Genomic DNA, 20206 nt, shown 5'->3' with positions numbered 1-20206 from the left:
GTCACACCGCCAGGAAGGATTCGAGAGTGGATACGGGGTCATTGGTGACGAGGGCCTCGCCGATGAGGACGACGTCGGCACCCGCCTCGCGGTACGCGGCGACGTCCGCCGGGACCGAGACGGCCGACTCGGCGACCTTCACCACGTCGTCGGGGATCGTCGGCGCGAGGCGCGCGAAGAGCGTCTTGTCGAGCTCGAACGTGCTGAGATCGCGAGCGTTCACTCCGACCAGGCGGGCACCGAGGTCGAGGGCCCGCGACAGTTCGTCCGCGCTGTGCGTCTCGACCAGAGTGGTCATGCCCAGCTCGGTCGAGAGGGCGAACAGCTCGGAGAGAGCGCGGTCCTCGAGGGCCGCGACGATGAGGAGGACGAGATCGGCGCGGGCCGCCCTCGCCTCGAACACCTGGTACGGCTCGGAGATGAAGTCCTTGCGCAGGATGGGGACGTCGACGCGCTCGCGCACGGCACGGAGGTCGTCGAGGGATCCCTTGAACCGGCGCCCCTCCGTGAGCACGCTGATCGCGCTCGCTCCCCCGATCTCGTACTCGGCGGCGAGGGCCGCCGGGTCGGTGATCTCGGCCAGGTGACCGCGAGACGGACTGGCGCGCTTCACCTCGGCGATGATCTTGACGCGGTCGGAGCGCGACAGAGCCGACAGCGCGTCGAGTGCCGGCGGCGCGGCGATGGCGGCCCTCTCGACCTCGGCGCGCGGCGTGACCTCGCGCCGGGCCCGTGCGTCTTCCGCTGCGCCGGCCGTCAGTTCGGCCAGCATGCGGTCAGTGCCCCTTCGAGACGTACTTGTCCCCATAGGCGCCGTAGCCCGCCTTGGACATGATGAGGCCGGCGAGAGCGCCGACGAGCAGCAGTCCGACGCTGGCCCAGACGAGGACCGGCATGTCGAGCCAGAAGAAGAGCGTCCCGAGAGTGATGGCCACGAGCATGACCACGACGGCGGTCCAGGCTGCGGGCGAGTGTCCGTGTCCGAGCTCGGTCGAGTCGTCGCTCATTGGTCTCCTTCGTGTGCGGGCGTTCGGGGAAAGTCTACCGGTTCACCGGGTGGGGTCGTCGCCGCGGCTCAGCTCGTCCCAGCTGTCCACGGCATCGAGCGGAGCGCCGTCATCGGCGTGTTCGAAGCGGACGGCGTCGTACTTCCGCGACGGGCCAGGCCACCGGCCGGCCGTCGCCACCACGACCACGCCGATGAGCACGAGGAGTGCACCGACCACGACGCCGAGGGCTGGCCAGGGAGAGGTGTCCACCGAGTCGACGACGGCCGCGATCGAGTCCCTGCCAGCGATGCCCGTCGCCGTGCTGATCGCCGACGAGGACGAGGCGATCGGATCGATGATCGCGAGGACCGCCGACAGCACGACCGAGGCGCCGATGAGCCCCACGAGCGATCCGAGGACGACACGGAACAGCCGACCGGCGATACTGAGCGCCGCGCCGGCCGCGAGACCCGCGAGCCCGAGAGCGGCGAGGGCCGGCGCCGCGGACTCCCCCGTCGCCTCGACCGCGACACCCTCGGTCTGATCGGCCGTGACCTCGAAGACGAACCACGTGCGCGTCCAGATGAGGAAGACGAGTCCCGATACCACGAGCACCGCGAGGATCGAGAGCGACTTGAGGCGCTTGGGACTCACCGCACTCACCGGACCCGCTGCATCGCGTCTGCGACGGCGACGGCTCGCAACGGGGCCGCCGCCTTGTTCTGAGACTCGAGGAATTCGCTCGCCGGGTCGGAGTCGGCGACGAGGCCGCCGCCCGCCTGCACGTACGCCGTGCCGTTCATGATCGTCGCGGTGCGGATGGCGATCGCGAGGTCGACGTCGCCGGAGAAGCCGAAGTAACCGACCACTCCCCCGTAGACGCCGCGCTGGGCCGGCTCGAGCTCGTCGATGATCTCGAGTGCGCGCGGCTTCGGGGCACCGGACAGGGTGCCGGCCGGGAACGTCGCCCGGAACACGTCGAGGCTCGATGCTCCGGGGGTCAGATCACCCTCGACGCTCGACACGAGGTGCATGATGTGGCTGAACCGCTCCACCCTCATGAACTCGGTGACCTCGACGCTGCCGGGCGTGCACACCTTGAGGAGGTCGTTGCGCGCGAGGTCGACGAGCATGAGATGCTCGGCGCGCTCCTTGGGGTCGCCAGACAGCTCGGCCTCGAGCTCGGCATCCTCCTCCGGTGTCGCACCGCGGGGCTTCGACCCGGCGATGGGATGGGTGAAGACGCGACCGTCCTGCACCTTCACGAGGGCCTCGGGCGACGAACCGACGATGTGATACGGCTCACCGTCGGGCGTTTCGAGACTCAGGAGGTACATGTACGGGCTCGGGTTGAGACTGCGGAGGATACGGTAGACGTCGATCGCCTCGGCGTCCGTGTCGAGCTCGAACCGCTGAGACACGACCACCTGGAAGATGTCGCCGTCGCGGATGTAGTCCTTCGAGGTGACGACGGCGTCGAGGAAGTCCTGACGTTCGGTGCGATGACGGGGCTCTGCGCGGCGATCGAGGTCGACGGTCGCGAGCCATGCCTCCGACGGTTCGGACAACTCGACCTGCATGCGATCGAGTCGCGACTGCGCCTCGGCCCAGGCATCGTCAGGGCCCTCGCCGTCCGAGAGGACGTTCGCGATGAGCATGACCGTACCTCGTCGGTGATCGAGCACCACGATGTCTGCGGCGAAGCTCACGGCTTGCCCCGGCACGCCGATCTCGTCCACCGGGCGATTGGGCAGCCGTTCGATCTGCCGGATGGCCTCCCATCCGATGAAGCCGACGAGACCGCCCGTGAGCGGCGGGTGGCCGGCGATCTTCGGCGTCTCCCAGCGCGCGTGCAGTGCCTCGACGGCTCGAAGCGGCTCCGCGGGGGCGTCAGGGCCGAGGGCGCGCTCGGCCGAGAGTCCGAGGTCGATCCAGACGGACTCGTCCCCCCTCTGCGTGAGGACGCCGAAGGAGCTCACCCCCACGAAGGAGAATCGGCTCCAGATGCCTCCCTGCTCCGCCGACTCGAGGAGGAACGTGCCCGGCTTGCCCTGAGCGAGCTTGCGGTAGATGCCCACGGGTGTCTCCCCGTCAGCGAAGAGCTCGCGGATGACAGGGACGACGCGGTGCGTCGCGAGGAGCGCGTCGAAGCTCTCTCTCGTGGTCGATCCGGCCATTCCGCTCATGAGGATGCACCCCCTTCGGTCTGCTCGGCCTCTCCGAAGACGACCTCGAGCCGGTCGGCGTCGAAACACGTCCGTGTGCCCGTGTGGCAGGCGACCCCGACCTGGTCGACCTGGACGAGGACGGTGTCGCCGTCGCAATCGAGGGCTGCGGAGCGGACGTACTGGGCATGACCCGAGGTGTCGCCCTTCCGCCAGAATTCCTGCCGAGAACGCGACCAGAAGGTGACGCGCCCCTCCGTGAGGGTGCGGCGGAGGGCTTCGGCGTTCATGTAGCCGAGCATGAGGACCTCTCGGGTGTCCCACTGCTGGACGACGGCCGGCACGAGGCCGTCCGAGGCGAAACGCACGCGGTCGATCACGGGCTGGACGTCGGTCATGAGCGCACTCCGATTCCTTCGGCCTGCATGGCCGACTTCACGTCGCCGATGGACAGCTGGCCCGAGTGGAAGACGCTCGCGGCGAGGACGGCGTCGGCGCCGGCCGAGATCGCCGGAGCGAAGTGCTCCGTCCGTCCAGCGCCGCCAGACGCGATCACCGGGACGGAGCTCACCGACCGCATCGCCGTGATGAGCTCGAGGTCGAAACCGTCCTTGGTGCCGTCGGCGTCGATGGAGTTGACGAGCAGCTCACCCGCCCCGCGTTCGATGGCCTCGCGCGCCCACTCGAGCGCGTCGATGCGCGTCACCGTGCGGCCTCCGTGGGTGGTGACGACGAAACCCGACGGCGTCGTGTCTGCCCGGGTGACATCGAGCGAGAGCACGACGACCTGGGCGCCGAAGCGATCGGCGATCTCGCCCACGAGCTCGGGTCGACGGATCGCCGCCGAATTCACTCCCACCTTGTCCGCGCCGGATCCGAGGAGCCGCGCGACGTCCTCGGTCGAGCGGATGCCGCCTCCGACCGTCAGGGGGACGAAGACCTGCTCGGCGGTCGCCGTGACGACCTCGTAGGTCGTGTCGCGGCTCTCGACCGTCGCGGTCACGTCGAGGAAGGTGATCTCGTCCGCTCCTTGAGCGGCGTAACGGGATGCGAGTTCGACCGGGTCCCCCGCATCGGCGAGGTTCTGGAAGTTGACGCCCTTGACGACGCGTCCGTCCGCGACGTCGAGGCACGGGATCACACGCACGGCGAGTGACATCGTCTGCCTCCCCTACAACCGCGCCGCGTGGATGGCGCTCACGAGGATGGCGCGCGCACCGAGCTCGTACAGCTCGTCCATGACCGAGTTCGTGTCCTCGCGGCGGACCATCACCCGGACGGCCACCCACTCGGGGTCGCGCAACGGGGAGACCGTCGGCGATTCGATGCCGCGGGCGATGACCGTGGCCTGTTCGAGGAGCGCGACGGGCAGGTCGTAGTCCATGAGGACGAACTGCCGCGCGACGAGGACACCCTGCAGACGGCGCAGCAGCGTCGACATCGCGGCGGGGGCCGCAGGGGACGAGATGAGCACGGCGCTCGACTCGAGGATGACCGGTCCGAAGATCGTGAGGCCGGCGTTGCGCAACGATGACCCGGTCTCGACGACGTCCGCGACCGCGTCGGCCACACCGAGCTGCACGGCCGACTCGACCGCTCCGTCGAGCTTCACGAGGGTCGTCTCGACACCGGCGCGGGCGAGGAAGTCGCCCACGAGTCCCGGGTAGCTCGTGGCGAGCCGCTTCCCCGCGAGGTCGCCGATCTCCGAGAACGTCCCCGTCGGGCCTGCGAAACGGAACGTCGACCTCGCGAAGTCGAGCTCCGTGACCTCGACCGCCTCGCTGTGCGAGTCGAGGAGGAGGTCACGACCGGTGATGCCGACGTCGAGCGCGCCCGAGCCGACATAGGTCGCGATGTCGCGCGGGCGGAGGTAGAAGAACTCCACGTCGTTGCGGGAGTCGATCAGGTGGAGGACCTTCGGGTCCTTCCGGACGGCATAGCCGGCCTCGTCGAGCATGAGGGCGGCCGTCTCGGCCAGCGAGCCCTTGTTGGGCACTGCGATTCGCAACATGTGGGTCGTACTTTCGTCGGGGACAACGGGTGACGTCAGGATGAGCGCGTCACAGATGTCGGTAGACGTCAGCAGTGTCGAGGCCCTTCGCGAGCATGAGCACCTGGAGGTGGTACAGGAGCTGCGAGATCTCCTCGGCCGTGGCCTCGTCCGACTCGTACTCGGCGGCCATCCAGACCTCTGCTGCCTCCTCGACGATCTTCTTGCCGATCGCGTGCACCCCGGCATCGAGTTCACGGACGGTCTTCGAGCCCTCTGGGCGGGATCGTGCCTTCTCGCCGAGTTCGGCGAAGAGGTCGTCGAAGGATTTCACCACCCCAGCCTACCGGGGATGACGGGGTGTCACGCGCGAGCGGCGTCCGCGAGCGATCGGAGCTCGGAGATGCGGGCGGCGGGGTCCTCCCCGCCGAAGACGGCCGAGCCGGCGACGAAGACATCGGCGCCCGCCGCCGCAGCGGTGGCGATCGTGTCGACCGCGATACCGCCGTCGACCTGCAGGTCGAACGCGAGGCCGCGGCGCTCCCGGATGTGGGCGAGCGCCTGGAGCTTCGGCATCGTCTCCGGCATGAAGGACTGACCGCCGAACCCTGGTTCGACGGTCATGATCAGCACGAGATCGAACTCGGCGAGGTCGTCGACGATCGTCTCGATCGGTGTACCCGGCTTGAGGGAGACACCGGCCTTGGCGCCTCGAGCCCGCAGCTCGCGTGCGAGCTCGACGGCGTCGGTCGCGGCCTCGGCGTGGAAGGTGACGCCGGCGGCGCCGGTCGCCGCATACTCGGGTGCCCACCGGTCGGGATCATCGATCATGAGGTGCACGTCGAGCGGAATCGGTGAGACGGCCTGGATGCGCTCCACCATCTGGCGACCGAAGGTCAGATTCGGGACGAAGTGGTTGTCCATGACATCCACGTGCACGGCGTCCGCCGTTACGATCGTGCGGAGCGCCGCCTCCATGTTGACGAAGTCGGCGGACAGGACACTCGGGTGGATGCGGGCCGTCATGAGCACAACCCTAACGGCCCAGCGGGGCCGTCGACTCAGGAGTCGACGGACAGCAGCGCGATGAACATGGCGTCCGTCGCATGCCGATGCGGCCAGAGCTGGGCGCTCAGGCGATCGCCGTCGTCTCCGAGGTCGAGACCGTCCCCGGCGATACCGCGCAGGACCTCCCCAGCGTCGATCTCCGACACCCGTCCGCCGGCGCGACGGATCGCCGCCGACACGACGGCTCGGGTCTCCGCGAGGTGGGGCGAACACGTCACGTAGGCGACGAGCCCGCCGGGACGGGTCGCGGCGATGGCCGAGTCCAGGAGCCGGTTCTGGAGGTCCGCGAGCTCGGCGACGTCGCGGGGCTGCTTGCGCCAGCGCGCCTCGGGCCTCCGGCGCAGCGCTCCCAGACCCGTGCACGGGGCATCGACGAGTACTCGATCGAACTCCCGCGGGTGCCGCTCCCCCACCGTCGTCCCGTCGAGGACCGTCACCGGCACATCGAGCGGCACCGGCGCGATCGCCCGACGGACGAGGTCGGCGCGCGCGGGGACGAGCTCGTTCGCCGCGAGTCGGGCGCCGGAGGCGAGGGCCTCGGCCGCGAGGAGGGCCGTCTTCCCGCCGGGACCGGCGCAGAGGTCGAGCCAGCGCTCGCCGGGGACGACGGCGCGAGCGCGGCTGAGCGCGAGAGCGACGAGCTGCGACCCCTCGTCCTGCACGCGAACACGCCCTCCCGACGCCGTGACGGCCGCGTCGGGATCGCCGCCCGCGCCGGCGAATCCGACGGGAGAGAAGCGATTCGGGATCGCGTCGTCCGGGCGCTCTGCGAGCCCCGGGAGCGCGGCGAAGTTCACCACTGGAGCGTCGTTGTCGGCCTGGAGCAATTCGTCGAGCTCGGCCTCACGCCCCTCGGCCGCGAGTGAACGACGGAAAGCACGGAGCACCCACTCGGGGTGGGAGGTCAGGGCGGCCGTGCGATCGTCTTCGCTCGTCGCCGCGTCCGACACCGCTCGCCTCCACGCGTCCGGGGAACGCCGCGTGATCGCGCGGAGCACTCCGTTCGCGAAGCCCACCGCCGATCGGGAACCGAAGCGGCGGACGAGGGCGACGGACTCGTTCACGGCCGCGTGGTCGGCCACCCGCATGCCGACCACCTGGTGGCAGCCGAGGCGCAGAGCGTCGAGCACCGTCGCGTCGATCTGCGCGACCGGGCGGGCGGCCGCGATCGCGATGATCCGGTCGTAGTAGCCCGCCATCCGGAGCGTGCCGTAGCAGAGCTCGGTGGCGAGGCCGGCGTCGGCCCGATCGAGACCGGCTGAGGCGATCGCCCCCGGAAGCAGGAGGTTGGCGTACGCGTCGTCACGGCTGACGGCCGAGATGACGTCGAACGCCACGAGCCGGGCCGGCTGGACGCGCTCGTCGGGCCGATGGTTCCGTCGGTCGTCCCTCATGATGCGGCCACCTCTGCTCCCCTGTCGACCCCGAGTCCCCGCCACCAGGATGCCGCGTCCATCTCCTTCTTCCCCGCCGGTTGCACCGTCACGAGGCGGATGGGCTCCGTCGCGGTGCCGACGAACACGCCTGTGTCGGTCGAGGCGACGGTTCCGGCCTCCAGGGCCGGATGTGCGCCGGTCGCGCGGTCTACAGCGAGGACCTTGACGCGGGTCTCGCCGACCGACGTGTGCGCGCCGGGTTCCGGCGTCATCGCCCGGATGTGCGCGATGACGTCGAGCGCAGCACGGTCCCAGTCGATTCGGGCGTCGGCAGCCGTGAGCTTCGGCGCGAACGACGGCTCCCCGGTCTGCTCCAACGGGCGCTCGCCGCGAGCGATCGCGTCGACGACGGAGACCACGTCTGCGGCACCCGAGACCGCGAGCTCCGCCAGCAGGGCGCCCGACGTCTCCTCGCCCGTCAGCTCACGCTCGCGGCGCGACCACACCGGGCCGGCGTCGAGGTCGGGAACGAGCTGGAAGACCGTCGCCCCCGCTCCCGATCGGTGCGCGATCGACTGCTGGACGGGAGACGCGCCGCGCCACGCGGGCAGGGCCGAGAAGTGGAGGTTGATCCACCCCGCCGACGGTCCGCTCAACAGCGGTTCCCGTACGAGTCCGCCGAACGCGACGATGACGCCGAGCTCGGGATCGGTCGCGAGGATCTGTTCAGTGGCGTCGGCGTCCAATCGTGCGGCGCGGATGACGGTGAGATCGCGTTCCTCCGCAGCCGTCGCGACGGGCGACGGCGTGAGGACCCTCCTCCGGCCGACGGGGGCGTCCGGTCGTGTCACGACCGCGACGACGTCGTGACCCGCCGCGATGAGCGCATCGAGCGTGGGGACCGCGGTCACGGGGCTTCCAGCGAAGACGATCCTCATGTCCAGACCTCCGGGTCGTCGAAATGCAGCCGCAGTGAGGGCGCGGCACGTTGGGGACGGCCGGCGACGGGGCGTCGCCGGGTCGTCGCGTTGCGGATGAGGGCCGAGCGCAGCTCCCGCGCGACGTCTGCTCCCGCTCGGTAGTCGAACCGCACGACCGATCGTACGCCGCCGGTCTCGACGGGGATCGGCCCGAGGATGTCACGGACGGCGACATCGGCGAGGGCATCGACCGCCGTCCCGACGGCATCGGCCGGCCCTGTGACGGTCGCCGTCCTGACGGCAGGCGGGAAGCCGAGTGTCCGCCGATCGGCGAGTTCGCGCGAGGCGAAGAGAACGTGGTTTCCCGCGGCGAAGGCCTGGGCGAGTCCACCGGACACCCCGGCGAGGACCACGGGCGCGCGCGGAGCCGCGAGAGCCGCGGCGTTCGACCACCACCGCATCGCATCCTCCGCGATCGTGAGCGACTCCCGTGCGAGCATGCGCTCCCCGTCCAGGAGGAGGACAGCGGCGTAGCCGCCGGTCGCAATGGGTTCGGCTCCGCGAGTCGCGACGACGAGCGACGGGGACGCCGGAACGGTGAGGACGCGATGCTCGCCGTCCGCGACGACGACCCGTGAACCGGGGAAGGCTCGACCGAGCTCCTCGGCCGTGCGTCCGGAACCGCGCGAGACCAGACGCAGGGCACCCCCTGAGCACACGTCGCACGTCCACGGCGCCGCGACGGCACCGCACACGCCGCACTGGGGTTGGGCTCCCCGCCGGGCGACGCCGAGTGGACCGTGACAGCGCGCGCACGTCGCGGCCGTGCCGCACGAGCCGCACGCGACGACCGGCGCGTAGCCGGGCCGGGCGACCTGAACGAGGACGGGACCGCTCGCGAGTGCTTCACGTGCGAGCTTCCACGCCGTCGCAGGGATCCGCGCGCTGGCCTCCCCCGGTGGATCCTCCGCGAGGACGACGCGCGGCCGCACGACCGGGGAGGGCGACACGGAGGCGAGCCACTCCATCTCCACGAGCCTCTGGGCATCGACGCTGCGGGCGTGGGAGAGCAGCACGAGACTCGCGTCCGATTGCGACTGCCGGATGAGGGCGACGTCTCGAACGTGGGCGTACGGGGCCAGGGGCTCCCGATGAAGCGGATCGCCGTCGTCCCAGACGAGGATGAGCCCGAGCCGAGACGCGGGCGCGAGGAGCGCCGAGCGGTTGCCGATCACGATGTGCGGACCGTCGCCGAGCGCGGAGAGGAACGCGCGGTAACGCGAAGCCGGGGGCTGTGCCGCGTCGAGTCGGAGAACGAGGTCACCAGCGCCGAGCTGCCCGAGCGCCGCCTCCAGCTGGTCGAGGTCCCGGTGGTCGGGCACCGCGATCAGGGATTGGCGCCCTCGTGACGACGTGTTCACCGCGAGACGCGCAGCCGTCGCCGCCCACGCGCCGATCGATCCGTCTCCGACCGGCACGAGTCCAGGGACGGCGTCCACGGCGAATCGGCCACCGTCGGCGATGCCCTCGTCGAGCCCCGATCCGGCGTATCCCTCGAGCGGAGCATGCATCGCGCCGCCGGCAGGGACGCCGGGAGCCCCGGCGGCCACGTACGCCTTCTCCACACGCACCTGCCGCTTGGGTACGGCGAGCCGCAGGACATCGCTCGCGGAGCCCGCCGCACGGTCCGCGACGGCCCGTGCGACATGCCAGACCTCCGGAGAGAGCACAGGCACCTCGGAGACGAGGGTCTCGAGGGGGCTGAGACTCCCCTGGTGCTCCGAATCGTCGACGACCTCCACGACGAACGCGTCCGCGACCCGCCCGGCCGAGCGCAGGGGCACCCGCACACGCACCCCGGGGACGACCCCGTCCAGCTCCGCCGGTATCGCGTAGTCGAAGAGGTGGTCCAGCTGCGGAAGGGGCGAGTCGATGACGACCCGCGCGACCCGGGCGCTCACACCGGCGCCCTAGAGGCCTGCGGCTGCCCGCAGGTCGGCGACACGGTCGGTGCGCTCCCAGGTGAAGTCGGGGAGCTCTCGACCGAAGTGGCCGTACGCAGCGGTCTGCGCGTAGATGGGGCGGAGCAGGTCGAGGTCCTCGATGATGGCGGCAGGACGGAGGTCGAAGACTTCGCGGATCGCCTCGGCGATCTTCTCCTCCGGCACCGTTCCGGTGCCAAAACTCTCGACGTAGAGGCCGACGGGAGCGGCCGCGCCGATCGCGTACGCGACCTGCACCTCGAGCCTCTCGGCGAGACCGGCGGCGACGGCGTTCTTCGCGACCCATCGCATCGCATACGCGGCCGATCGGTCGACCTTCGACGGATCCTTGCCGCTGAATGCGCCACCGCCGTGGCGGGACGCTCCGCCGTAGGTGTCGATGATGATCTTCCGGCCCGTGAGCCCCGCATCGCCCTTCGGGCCCCCGATGACGAAGGTGCCCGTCGGGTTGATGAGGAAGCGCGTGGAGGAGGTGTCGAGATCGACGGTGTCGAGAACCGGGCGGATGACGTGCTCGGTGACAGCGGCCCGGACGTCGGCGGTCGAGATGCCCGCGGCGTGCTGGGTGGACAGCACGATCGTCTCGACGGACTGGGGTGTCGATCCGTCGTAGCCGATCGTCGCTTGCGTCTTGCCATCCGGGCGCAGGAAGTCGAGCTCACCGCTCTTCCGAACGGACGCGAGCTTCTCGGCGAGCCGATGGGCGACCCAGACGGGGATGGGCATGAGCTCCGGGGTCTCGTTCGTCGCGAAGCCGAACATGATGCCCTGGTCGCCCGCTCCCTGCGCGTCGCGCGCGTCGATGCTCGACTGCTCGCGCGACTCGAACGCGGCGTCGACGCCCTGGGCGATGTCGGGAGACTGCTGCCCGATCGACACGGAGACGCCGCACGACGCGCCGTCGAAGCCCGTCTCGGACGAGTCGTACCCGATACCGGTGACGACGTCGCGAACGATCTGCGGGATCTCGACGTACCCCGTCGTGGACACCTCACCGGCGACGTGGACGAGGCCGGTCGTCACGAGGGTCTCGACGGCTACCCGACTCGCGGGATCGACCGTGAGGAGCGCATCGAGGATGCTATCGGAGATCTGGTCGCAGACCTTGTCCGGGTGTCCCTCGGTGACGGACTCGGAGGTGAACAGGCGACGCACGGTCATGGATGGTCTCCATCGGGGAAAGGTTCGGTGCTCGACGATGTGTCGGCGTTCCCAGCATGCCTGGATCGACCGACACCGGTGGTGCATATGACGACGAAAGGCCGGCACCCGCGGGCGCCGGCCCTCGTCGTGGTGGGGCTATTCCGCCAGCGGGCGGACGGTCAGCTTGTCCTCGTTGATCTCGCGCATCGCGACGGAGAGGGGCTTGTCGTCGACGTTCGAGTCGACGAGCGGGCCGACGTTGTCGAAGAGGCTTCCCTCGTGGAGGTCGGCGTAGTAGTCGTTGATCTGACGGGCGCGCTTCGACGCGAAGATCACGAGGGCGTACTTCGAGTCCACCTTCGACAGCAACTCGTCGATGGGGGGATCGATGATTCCTTTTTGGCGATCGGCCATGGTTTGTTCACACTCCTGGTGCGTTAGTCGTGAGCGGATTCGAGGAGGCTGGAGAGCAGAGGACGCTGCTCGAGAGCGATCAACGCGAGGTCGCGGATCCGCGGGTCACCAGTAAGTCTACGACCTCGGCGGCCGCGGTGCCCACGTCGGAGTTCACGATGCGGTGATCGAACTCGTCCTGAGCCGCCAATTCGATGTGCGCCGTCTCGAGCCGACGTGCCTGTTCCGCCTCATCCTCGGTGCCCCGACCGATGAGTCGACGGACGAGTTCGTCCCACGACGGAGGCACGAGGAACACGAGGGTCGCCTCGGGCATATGCCGCCGCACCTGACGCGCTCCCTGGATGTCGATCTCGAGCAGGACACTGTCTCCGCGCTCGAGCGCCTCGTCGATCGGTCCCCTGGGCGTGCCGTAGCGGTGCGAGTTGTGGACCGTCGCGTGCTCGAGGAGCTCGTTCGCCGCGATCATGCGGTCGAACTCCTCGTCCGTCACGAAGAAGTAGTTGACGCCCTCGACCTCGCCCGGTCGCGGCTTCCGTGTGGTCGCGGACACGCTGAGAAGCACGTCGGGATAGTTGTCGCGAATGTACGAGGCGACGGTGCCCTTTCCGACCGCCGTGGGCCCCGCGAGCACGACGAGCCGGCTGCGGCGGCGCGAGCGGTTCACGGACTCGCGATCGGCGAGGAAGGACTTGAGCTTGCGACGCTGATGCACCCCGAGGCCGCCGAGACGCTTCGACGGCGAGATCCCGAGTTCGTTCATGATGCGCGGGAGCTTCGTCTGACCGATCGCCGGGACGCTCAGCAGGAGGTCGGTGACGCGGAGACGTCCCTCGACGCCGACCGGATCGGACGTCGCTGCATCGAGCACGTCGACGGAGGATCGTGTCCCACCGGCCACCGCCGCCTTCACGGCGGCGCGAGCGCGACGTGCGGCGACGGCGGCGTGGGACGCCGCGGTGCGGTCGACCTCCGGTGGTCGACGACCCGAATCCTGCGTCACAGCGCTCCTCTCACCTCCGCCGCTCGCTCGACGATGGCGTGTTCGATCCCGTCGGGACCGGCCAGGAGGAGACTGCGTGATTCGCTTACGATAACGCCACCGGAGAGGTTCCCGTAAATCTGCCGGGCCTCGCCTGTGTGAGCGCCCTGATGACCGAAGCCAGGCGCGAGCACCGGCAGGGCGGCTGTGACGTCGCCGAGACCTGCTGACGCCAGGTCGACCGTCGCGCCAATGACGACGCCGATGGGACCGAGCGCGTCGCCCGTCCCCCTGTTCCACGAGGCCACGTCGTCGAGGACGGTCCGGGCGAGCGTCCGGCCGTCGGGTGACCGGGTCGATTGGACGCGGGCGCCGGCGGGGTTCGACGTCGCTGCGAGGACGAAGGCGCCCTTCCCCGCCGACGACGCGGCGGCGAACGTGTCGTGCAGATCGTCGACGCCGAGGTAGGGATTCAGGGTCAGCGCGTCCACCTCGAGCGGCGCGCCGACGGTGAGCCAGGCGGCCGCGTAGCCGGCCATGCTCGACCCGATCTCTCCGCGCTTCACGTCACCGATCACGAGGAGCCCAGCGGAACGCGCGGCGGCGAGGACGTCTTCGAGCGCCGCGAACCCGGCAGAGCCGAATCGTTCGAAGAACGCCACTTGCGGCTTGACGATGCCCGCGACACCCGCTGTGGCCTCGACGACCCTCAGGCCGAAGTCGCGGACTCCCGAGGCGTCGACGGGAAGCCCCCATGCGGTGAGGAGGCTCTCGTGCGGGTCGATGCCGACGCAGAGCCGGCCGACGTCGTCGAAGACGCCGAGCAGTCGGTCGCCGAAGCTCACACGCGTGCCTCGCGTTCCCGCTGGTACTCCTGCAGGCTCGTCACCTGGAAGCCGTCCCGGATGGCGCCGAACGAGGCGACGGCGGCCGTGAGCTGCGCGATGGTCGTGAAGAGCGGCTTGTCGGCGGCGACGGCGGCTGCGCGGATCTCGTAGCCGTCGGCGCGAGCCGAGCGGCCGGACGGCGTGTTGATCACGATGTCCACCTCGTTCCGGTTGATGAGATCGACGATCGACGGCTCCCCCACGACCGCCTCGTCACCCTCACTGAACTTCCGCACCTGCGTGGTGTGGATGCCGTTGCGGCTCAGGACCTCAGCCGTTCCCACGGTCGCGAGGATCGTGAAGCCGAGTTCCTGGAGTCGGAGCACCGGGAGCACGATCGAACGCTTGTCGCGATCCGACACGGAGACGAACACCGTGCCCTCGAGCGGGAGACCGCCGTACGCGGCCTCCTGGCTCTTGGCGAACGCCGTCGGGAAGTCGCGGTCGATGCCCATGACCTCGCCGGTCGAGCGCATCTCCGGGCCGAGAACGGAGTCGACGATGTCGCCGTTCTTCGTGCGGAATCGCTTGAACGGCAGCACGGCCTCCTTGACGGAGACGGGCGAGTCCATCGGGACGAGTGAGCCGTCGACGGCCGGGAGGAGCCCGGATCCGACGAGACCGCGGATCGTCGACCCCGTCATGATGAGCGACGCCGCCTTCGCGAGAGGGATCCCGAGAGCCTTGGAGACGAAGGGCACCGTGCGCGAGGCACGCGGATTGGCCTCGAGCACGTAGAGCACTCCCTGCGCGATCGCGAACTGCACGTTGAGGAGTCCGCGGACGCCGACCCCCTTGGCGATCTCGAGCGTCGCGTCACGCACCCGGTCGATCTGGGCCTTGCCGAGGGTCACGGGCGGAAGGGTGCAGCTCGAGTCGCCCGAGTGGATGCCGGCCTCCTCGATGTGTTCCATGACGCCACCGATGTAGAGCTCTTCGCCGTCGTAGAGGGCGTCGACGTCGATCTCGATCGCGTCGTCCAGGAACCGGTCGACGAGCAGCGGGTGCGTGGAGTCCACGATCCCCTGGTCGGCGATGCGGTGGAAGTAGTCCTCGAGCGACGCGCTGTCGTAGACGATCTCCATGCCGCGGCCTCCGAGCACGAAGCTCGGACGCACGAGGACCGGGTACCCGATGTCCTCGGCGATCCGCACGGCGCCGTCGAAGTCGGTCGCGGTGCCGTTCTTCGGCGAGAGCAGGCCGGCCTGGTCGAGGATCGTCGAGAACGCTCCGCGCTCCTCGGCGAGGTCGATCGCCTCCGGCTGCGTCCCGAGGATCGGGACGCCGGCCGCCTTCAGTCCGTTCGCGAGACCGAGGGCCGTCTGGCCGCCCAGCTGCACGACGACACCCACGAGTTCGCCCGACAGGCTCTCCGCGTGGATGACCTCGAGGACGTCCTCGAGCGTGAGCGGCTCGAAGTAGAGGCGGTCGCTCGTGTCGTAGTCGGTCGAGACCGTCTCGGGGTTGCAGTTGATCATGATCGTCTCGAAGCCGGCCTCCGAGAGGGCGAACGACGCGTGGACGCACGAGTAGTCGAACTCGACGCCCTGACCGATGCGGTTGGGCCCGGAGCCGAGGATGACGACCTTGCGCCGGTCGCTCGGCGCGACCTCCGTCTCCTGGTCGTAGCTCGAGTAGTGGTACGGCGTGAGCGCGGGGAACTCGCCGGCGCACGTGTCGACGGTCTTGTAGACGGGACGCACACCGAGGATGTGCCGGACCTCGCGCACCTCGGTCTCGCCGAAGCCGCGGAGCTGACCGATCTGGGCGTCGGAGAAGCCGTGGTCCTTCGCGACGGTGAGCAGCGGCGTGTCGAGCACGGGAGCCGAGCGGATGTAGTCCGCCACCTCGTTGATGAGGACGATCTGGTCGAGGAACCACGGGTCGATCTTCGTGGCTTCGAAGGCCTCCTCGACCGTCGCACCGAGTCGGAGGGCCTGCTGCACGACGACGATGCGTCCGTCGGTGGGCGTGCGCGCGATCTCGAGGAGTTCGGCCGCCGTGCGCGATTCCTCGCCCCAGTGGAAGCTCGACCCCTTCTTCTCGAGCGAGCGGAGGGCCTTCTGCAGCGCCGTCGCGTAGTTGCGGCCGATCGCCATGGCTTCGCCGACACTCTTCATCGTGGTCGTGAGCGTGGGGTCGGCTGCGGGGAACTTCTCGAACGCGAAGCGCGGGACCTTCACGACGACGTAGTCGAGCGTCGGCTCGAAGCTCGCCGGCGTGACCTTCGTGATGTCGTTCGGGATCTCGTCGAGGCGGTAGCCGATCGCGAGTTTGGCGGCGATCTTGGCGATCGGGAAGCCCGTCGCCTTCGACGCCAGGGCGCTCGAGCGCGAGACGCGCGGGTTCATCTCGATCACGATGACCCGGCCGTTGGACGGGTCGACGGCGAACTGGATATTGCAGCCGCCGGTGTCGACGCCCACGGCGCGGATGATGTCGATGCCGATGTCGCGGAGGTTCTGGTACTCGCGGTCGGTGAGGGTGAGCGCCGGAGCGACGGTGATCGAGTCGCCCGTGTGCACACCGACCGGGTCGACGTTCTCGATCGAGCACACGACGACGGTGTTGTCCGCCGTATCGCGCATGAGCTCGAGCTCGTACTCCTTCCACCCGAGGATCGACTCCTCGAGCAGGACCTCGCTCGTCGGGCTCTGGTGGATGCCGTCGCCGACGATGCGTCGCAGCTCCTCCTCCGTGTAGGCGAAGCCCGAGCCGAGCCCGCCCATCGTGAAGGACGGGCGCACGACGAGCGGGTACCCGAGGTCCTCGGCGTACGACACCGCCTCGTCGACGGAGTGGGCGATGTAGGAGCGGGCCACGTCGGCCCCGGCGTCGAGGACGAGCTGCTTGAAGACCTGACGGTCCTCACCCTTCTGGATCGCCTCGAAGTTCGCACCGATGAGCTCGACGTCGTACTTCTCGAGGATGCCGTGGTCGTGCAGCTGGATCGCCGCGTTGAGCGCCGTCTGCCCGCCGAGCGTCGGGAGGATCGCGTCGGGACGCTCCTTCGCGATGATGGTCTCGATGACCTCCCACGTGATGGGCTCGACGTAGGTGGCGTCCGCGAAGTCGGGGTCCGTCATGATCGTCGCCGGGTTCGAGTTCACGAGGATGACGCGCACGCCCTCCTCGCGCAGGACACGACAGGCCTGGGTGCCCGAGTAGTCGAATTCGACGGCCTGGCCGATGACGATCGGGCCGGAACCGATGACGAGGACGCTGTTGATGTCGTCGCGCTTGGGCATTAGTTCTGCTCTCCTGTGGAGGTGGTCTCGTTCCGTCGCGCGATCACGAGATCGCGGAAGCGGTCGAACAGGTGGTTGGCGTCGTGCGGGCCGGCCGCCGATTCAGGGTGGTACTGCACGCTGAAGGCCGGGATGTCGAGGCAGCGCAGACCCTCCACGACGTTGTCGTTGAGGGAGTAGTGGCTCACTTCGGCACGCCCGAAGCCCTCCGGGCTGTCATGGACGCCCTCGACGGGCAGGTCGACGGCGAAGCCGTGGTTCTGCGAGGTGATCTCGACCCGGCCCGTCGTCTTGTCGAGCACGGGCTGATTGATCCCCCGGTGCCCGAAGGGAAGCTTGTAGGTCGGGAAGCCGAGGGCGCGACCGAGCAGCTGGTTGCCGAAGCAGATGCCGAAGTACGGAACGCCCGCGCGCAGCGACTCGCGGAGCAGTTCGACGTGGGCGTCGGACGCCGCAGGGTCACCTGGACCGTTCGAGAAGAACAGCGCGTCGGGATTCAGCGCCTTCACCTGGTCGGCCGACGCGGTCTGCGGCAGCACCTCGACGTCGAAGCCGCGCTCCGACAGATAGGTGAGCGTGGACTTCTTGACGCCGAGGTCGAGAACGGCGACCGTTCCGACCCTCTCGCCGCTCGCGGGGATCCGGTACGGCTCGGCCGTCGACACGTCGCCGGACAGATTGCGTCCGCGCATGTCGGCTCCGTGGCGCACGAGCTCGAGTTGCGCGCTCGAGGACAGCTCGGCCTCGTCTCCCGAGAAGATGCCGGCCTTCATCGCACCGGCCGACCGGATGTGCCGGGTGACGGCTCGCGTGTCGATGCCCGCGATGCCGACGACCCCGTCGCGGGTCAGCTCGTCTCCGAGCGAGCCCTCCGCACGGAAGTTCGAGACGACACGGGAGGGGTCGCGGACGACGTAGCCGGCCACCCAGATCCGTCCGGACTCGCGATCCTCCGTGTTGACGCCCGTGTTGCCGATGTGCGGTGCCGTCTGCAGGACGATCTGGCCGGCGTACGACGGGTCCGTGAGGGTCTCCTGGTAGCCCGTCATCCCGGTCGCGAAGACGACCTCGCCGAGAGTGCGCCCGATCGCTCCGTACGCGCGGCCGGCGTAGCGGGTGCCGTCCTCGAGGACGAGGACGGCCGGAGGGCCGGGGACGAATCGGTTCTCAGTCATGAAAGGGACTCACTCTCGGTGGGTGCGGGGGGAAGTGGGACGAGGAGGCGTTCGAGGTCGGCTATCACGGCGAGCTGATCGGCGTCGACGACACGGACGTAGGAATCGCAGGGGACGCCGCCGATGCTCCAGCCGATGCGGATGAGGCCGTCGGATTCGACGACCCGATCGATCGCGACGTTGGTCGCTGCCACCGAGGTGAGGGTCGTCGCCTCGATGAAGCTCGGCCGCTCCCCCGGGATGGCGAGCACGACGCCGGAGGGTGCGATCGAGAGGACGGCCCGGGCACGGAAGCCGAGTCCGCGGACGGCCAGTCGTTCGAGTGGACGATCGCCTTCCGTCGTCGCGACGTAGAGCACGTCGACGGACGAGACGGGCACGTAGCCCTCCGGCACCTCGGGGACGACGAGGTCGGCGTCGCGGCGCACGCGTGAACGCCAGCCGAGCCACATGACCGTGAGGATCGCGGCGAGGACGACGGCGACGATCAGCCCGGGGAGGAGCTTATCCACGAGCGCTCACCGCCGTCACGTCACGGACGACCTCGTCGTGCGGACGCAGGACCCCGTCGAGCACCGTCGGAACACCACGGTGGACGGTGGCGACGACGCGTCCGGGCAACGACCGTCCGAGGTACGGCGAGTTCACGCTCCGCCCCGCGAGGTCGTCGACGGCGAACGTGCGCGACACGTTCGGGTCGTACAGGGTGACGTCCGCCCGGGACCCGGCCGCGATGGGCGAGCCCGCGTGAGCGAGCCGACCGATCTGCGCCGGCGCTTCCGAGAGCACCCTGGCCACGTCGCCCCAGCCGATCATGCCGGTGTCCACCATCGTCGTCTGCACGACGCTGAGGGCCGATTCCAGTCCGACCATGCCGTTGGCCGCCTCCGGCCACGCGCAGTCCTTGTGCTGCTCCGGATGCGGGGCGTGGTCGGTCGCGACGATGTCGATCGTCCCGTCGGCGAGCCCGGCGCGTACGGCCGCGACGTCTTCCGCTGACCGCAGCGGAGGGTTCACCTTGAAGCGCGCGTCGTAGGACTCGGCGAGGTCCTCCGTGAGCAGGAGATGGTGTGGCGTCACCTCGGCGGTCACAGCGATGCCGCGCGCCTTGGCCCAGCGGATGATCTCGACGGACCCGGCGGTCGAGACGTGGCAGACGTGAAGCCGGCTGCCGACATGCTCGGTGAGAAGGACATCGCGCGCGATGATCGCCTCCTCGGCGACGGCCGGCCATCCCGCGAGGCCGAGTCGCGTCGCGACCTCGCCCTCGTTCATCTGAGCGCCGACGGTGAGCCGCGGCTCCTGCGCGTGCTGCGCGATCGCCCCGTCGAACGCCTTGACGTACTCGAGGGCACGACGCATCAGGAGCGGGTCGCTCACACAGACGCCGTCGTCCGAGAAGAGCCGGACCCGCGCCCGGGAGGACGCCATGGCGCCGAGTTCAGCGAGCCGCTCCCCCGCGAGACCGACTGTGACGGCACCGATCGGCTGGACCGTGGCGTAGCCGGAGGCCTCTCCGAGGGCGAGCTCCTGCTCGACGAGACCGGCCGTGTCGGCGACGGGGGACGTGTTCGCCATCGCGAAGACCGTCGTGAACCCACCGGCGGCGGCGGCGCGCGTCCCGGTCAGGACGGTCTCGCTGTCCTCGTGCCCGGGTTCACGAAGGTGGGTGTGCAGGTCGACGAGTCCCGGGAGCGCCTGGAGGCCATCGGCGTCGACGACGGTCGCGCCCGACACGGACAGGCCCTGACCGACGTCGGTGATGAGACCGTCGGCAACCGCGATGTCGGCACGAGAGCCGTCGGGCAGCGTCGCCGCACGGATGAGGAGGGTGGGTGTCGACATG

The 20206-nt window shown here is 69.7% G+C and carries 20 protein-coding genes; all 20 read right to left on the bottom strand.

Translation table 11 applies throughout. From position 1 onward, the window contains the following. Position 1 precedes the first annotated feature (1 nt). Positions 2–772 carry an indole-3-glycerol phosphate synthase TrpC gene (gene trpC, locus CLV49_RS15580; protein ID WP_106564354.1) on the bottom strand — a complete coding sequence of 257 codons (771 nt, stop codon included), beginning with the start codon at positions 770–772 and terminating at the stop codon, positions 2–4. Between the two features lie 4 nt (positions 773–776). Further along, positions 777–1007, bottom strand: a complete 231-nt coding sequence (locus CLV49_RS15575) for a DUF6704 family protein (RefSeq protein WP_106564353.1) — start codon at positions 1005–1007, stop codon at positions 777–779. Between the two features lie 42 nt (positions 1008–1049). Further along, positions 1050–1643 carry a Trp biosynthesis-associated membrane protein gene (locus tag CLV49_RS15570; protein WP_158261995.1) on the bottom strand — a complete coding sequence of 198 codons (594 nt, stop codon included), beginning with the start codon at positions 1641–1643 and terminating at the stop codon, positions 1050–1052. Between the two features lie 5 nt (positions 1644–1648). Further along, on the bottom strand, positions 1649–3166 hold the full coding sequence (locus CLV49_RS15565) for an anthranilate synthase component I (protein WP_106564351.1): 1518 nt from the start codon (positions 3164–3166) through the stop codon (positions 1649–1651). Between the two features lie 5 nt (positions 3167–3171). After that, a complete protein-coding gene (gene hisI, locus CLV49_RS15560; protein ID WP_106564350.1) occupies positions 3172–3552 on the bottom strand; it encodes a phosphoribosyl-AMP cyclohydrolase in 381 nt (126 codons plus the stop codon). Continuing rightward, on the bottom strand, positions 3549–4313 hold the full coding sequence (gene hisF, locus CLV49_RS15555) for an imidazole glycerol phosphate synthase subunit HisF (RefSeq protein ID WP_106564349.1): 765 nt from the start codon (positions 4311–4313) through the stop codon (positions 3549–3551). Before hisF ends, hisI begins: the two co-directional genes overlap by 4 nt. Before the next feature lie 12 nt (positions 4314–4325). Beyond that, complete coding sequence (hisG, locus tag CLV49_RS15550) at positions 4326–5165, bottom strand: ATP phosphoribosyltransferase (protein WP_106564348.1); 840 nt, start codon at positions 5163–5165, stop codon at positions 4326–4328. 49 nt (positions 5166–5214) lie between these two features. After that, the gene (locus CLV49_RS15545) at positions 5215–5478 is read right to left on the bottom strand and encodes a phosphoribosyl-ATP diphosphatase (protein WP_106565161.1); all 264 of its coding nucleotides are present in this window, start codon (positions 5476–5478) and stop codon (positions 5215–5217) included. 29 nt (positions 5479–5507) lie between these two features. Further along, positions 5508–6170 carry a ribulose-phosphate 3-epimerase gene (gene rpe / locus CLV49_RS15540; protein ID WP_106564347.1) on the bottom strand — a complete coding sequence of 221 codons (663 nt, stop codon included), beginning with the start codon at positions 6168–6170 and terminating at the stop codon, positions 5508–5510. Positions 6171–6205: 35 nt separating this feature from the next. Further along, positions 6206–7606, bottom strand: coding sequence for an RsmB/NOP family class I SAM-dependent RNA methyltransferase (locus CLV49_RS15535; RefSeq protein ID WP_106564346.1), 1401 nt, complete (start codon positions 7604–7606; stop codon positions 6206–6208). Then, a complete protein-coding gene (locus tag CLV49_RS15530) occupies positions 7603–8526 on the bottom strand; it encodes a methionyl-tRNA formyltransferase (protein WP_106564345.1) in 924 nt (307 codons plus the stop codon). The genes CLV49_RS15535 and CLV49_RS15530 overlap by 4 nt, the downstream gene beginning before the upstream one ends. Further along, positions 8523–10469, bottom strand: coding sequence for a primosomal protein N' family DNA-binding protein (locus CLV49_RS15525; RefSeq protein ID WP_106564344.1), 1947 nt, complete (start codon positions 10467–10469; stop codon positions 8523–8525). Before CLV49_RS15525 ends, CLV49_RS15530 begins: the two co-directional genes overlap by 4 nt. A gap of 9 nt (positions 10470–10478) precedes the next feature. Continuing rightward, the gene (metK, locus tag CLV49_RS15520) at positions 10479–11672 is read right to left on the bottom strand and encodes a methionine adenosyltransferase (RefSeq protein WP_106564343.1); all 1194 of its coding nucleotides are present in this window, start codon (positions 11670–11672) and stop codon (positions 10479–10481) included. A 138-nt stretch (positions 11673–11810) separates the two neighbouring features. Next, entirely contained in the window at positions 11811–12068 is a 258-nt protein-coding gene (gene rpoZ / locus CLV49_RS15515; RefSeq protein ID WP_106564342.1) for a DNA-directed RNA polymerase subunit omega, read from the bottom strand. Positions 12069–12147: 79 nt separating this feature from the next. After that, positions 12148–13071: a guanylate kinase gene (gene gmk, locus CLV49_RS15510; protein ID WP_106564341.1), complete on the bottom strand. Its 924-nt coding sequence runs from the start codon at positions 13069–13071 to the stop codon at positions 12148–12150. After that, entirely contained in the window at positions 13068–13895 is an 828-nt protein-coding gene (gene pyrF, locus CLV49_RS15505; RefSeq protein WP_208019765.1) for an orotidine-5'-phosphate decarboxylase, read from the bottom strand. The genes gmk and pyrF overlap by 4 nt, the downstream gene beginning before the upstream one ends. Then, entirely contained in the window at positions 13892–17185 is a 3294-nt protein-coding gene (gene carB, locus CLV49_RS15500; RefSeq protein WP_106564340.1) for a carbamoyl-phosphate synthase large subunit, read from the bottom strand. Before carB ends, pyrF begins: the two co-directional genes overlap by 4 nt. Next, positions 17185–18360, bottom strand: a complete 1176-nt coding sequence (carA, locus tag CLV49_RS15495) for a glutamine-hydrolyzing carbamoyl-phosphate synthase small subunit (protein WP_106564339.1) — start codon at positions 18358–18360, stop codon at positions 17185–17187. Before carA ends, carB begins: the two co-directional genes overlap by 1 nt. Further along, a complete protein-coding gene (locus CLV49_RS15490) occupies positions 18357–18872 on the bottom strand; it encodes a PH-like domain-containing protein (protein WP_106564338.1) in 516 nt (171 codons plus the stop codon). Before CLV49_RS15490 ends, carA begins: the two co-directional genes overlap by 4 nt. Next, positions 18865–20205 (bottom strand): dihydroorotase, encoded by a 1341-nt coding sequence (locus CLV49_RS15485; RefSeq protein WP_106564337.1) that lies wholly within the window; start codon positions 20203–20205, stop codon positions 18865–18867. Before CLV49_RS15485 ends, CLV49_RS15490 begins: the two co-directional genes overlap by 8 nt. Position 20206: the final 1 nt, after the last annotated feature.

Source organism: Labedella gwakjiensis, assembly GCF_003014675.1.
GTDB classification, from domain to species: domain Bacteria; phylum Actinomycetota; class Actinomycetes; order Actinomycetales; family Microbacteriaceae; genus Labedella; species Labedella gwakjiensis.
The sequence above is the reverse complement of the archived record's forward strand: the minus strand, read 5'-3'. Positions and strand labels throughout refer to the sequence as shown.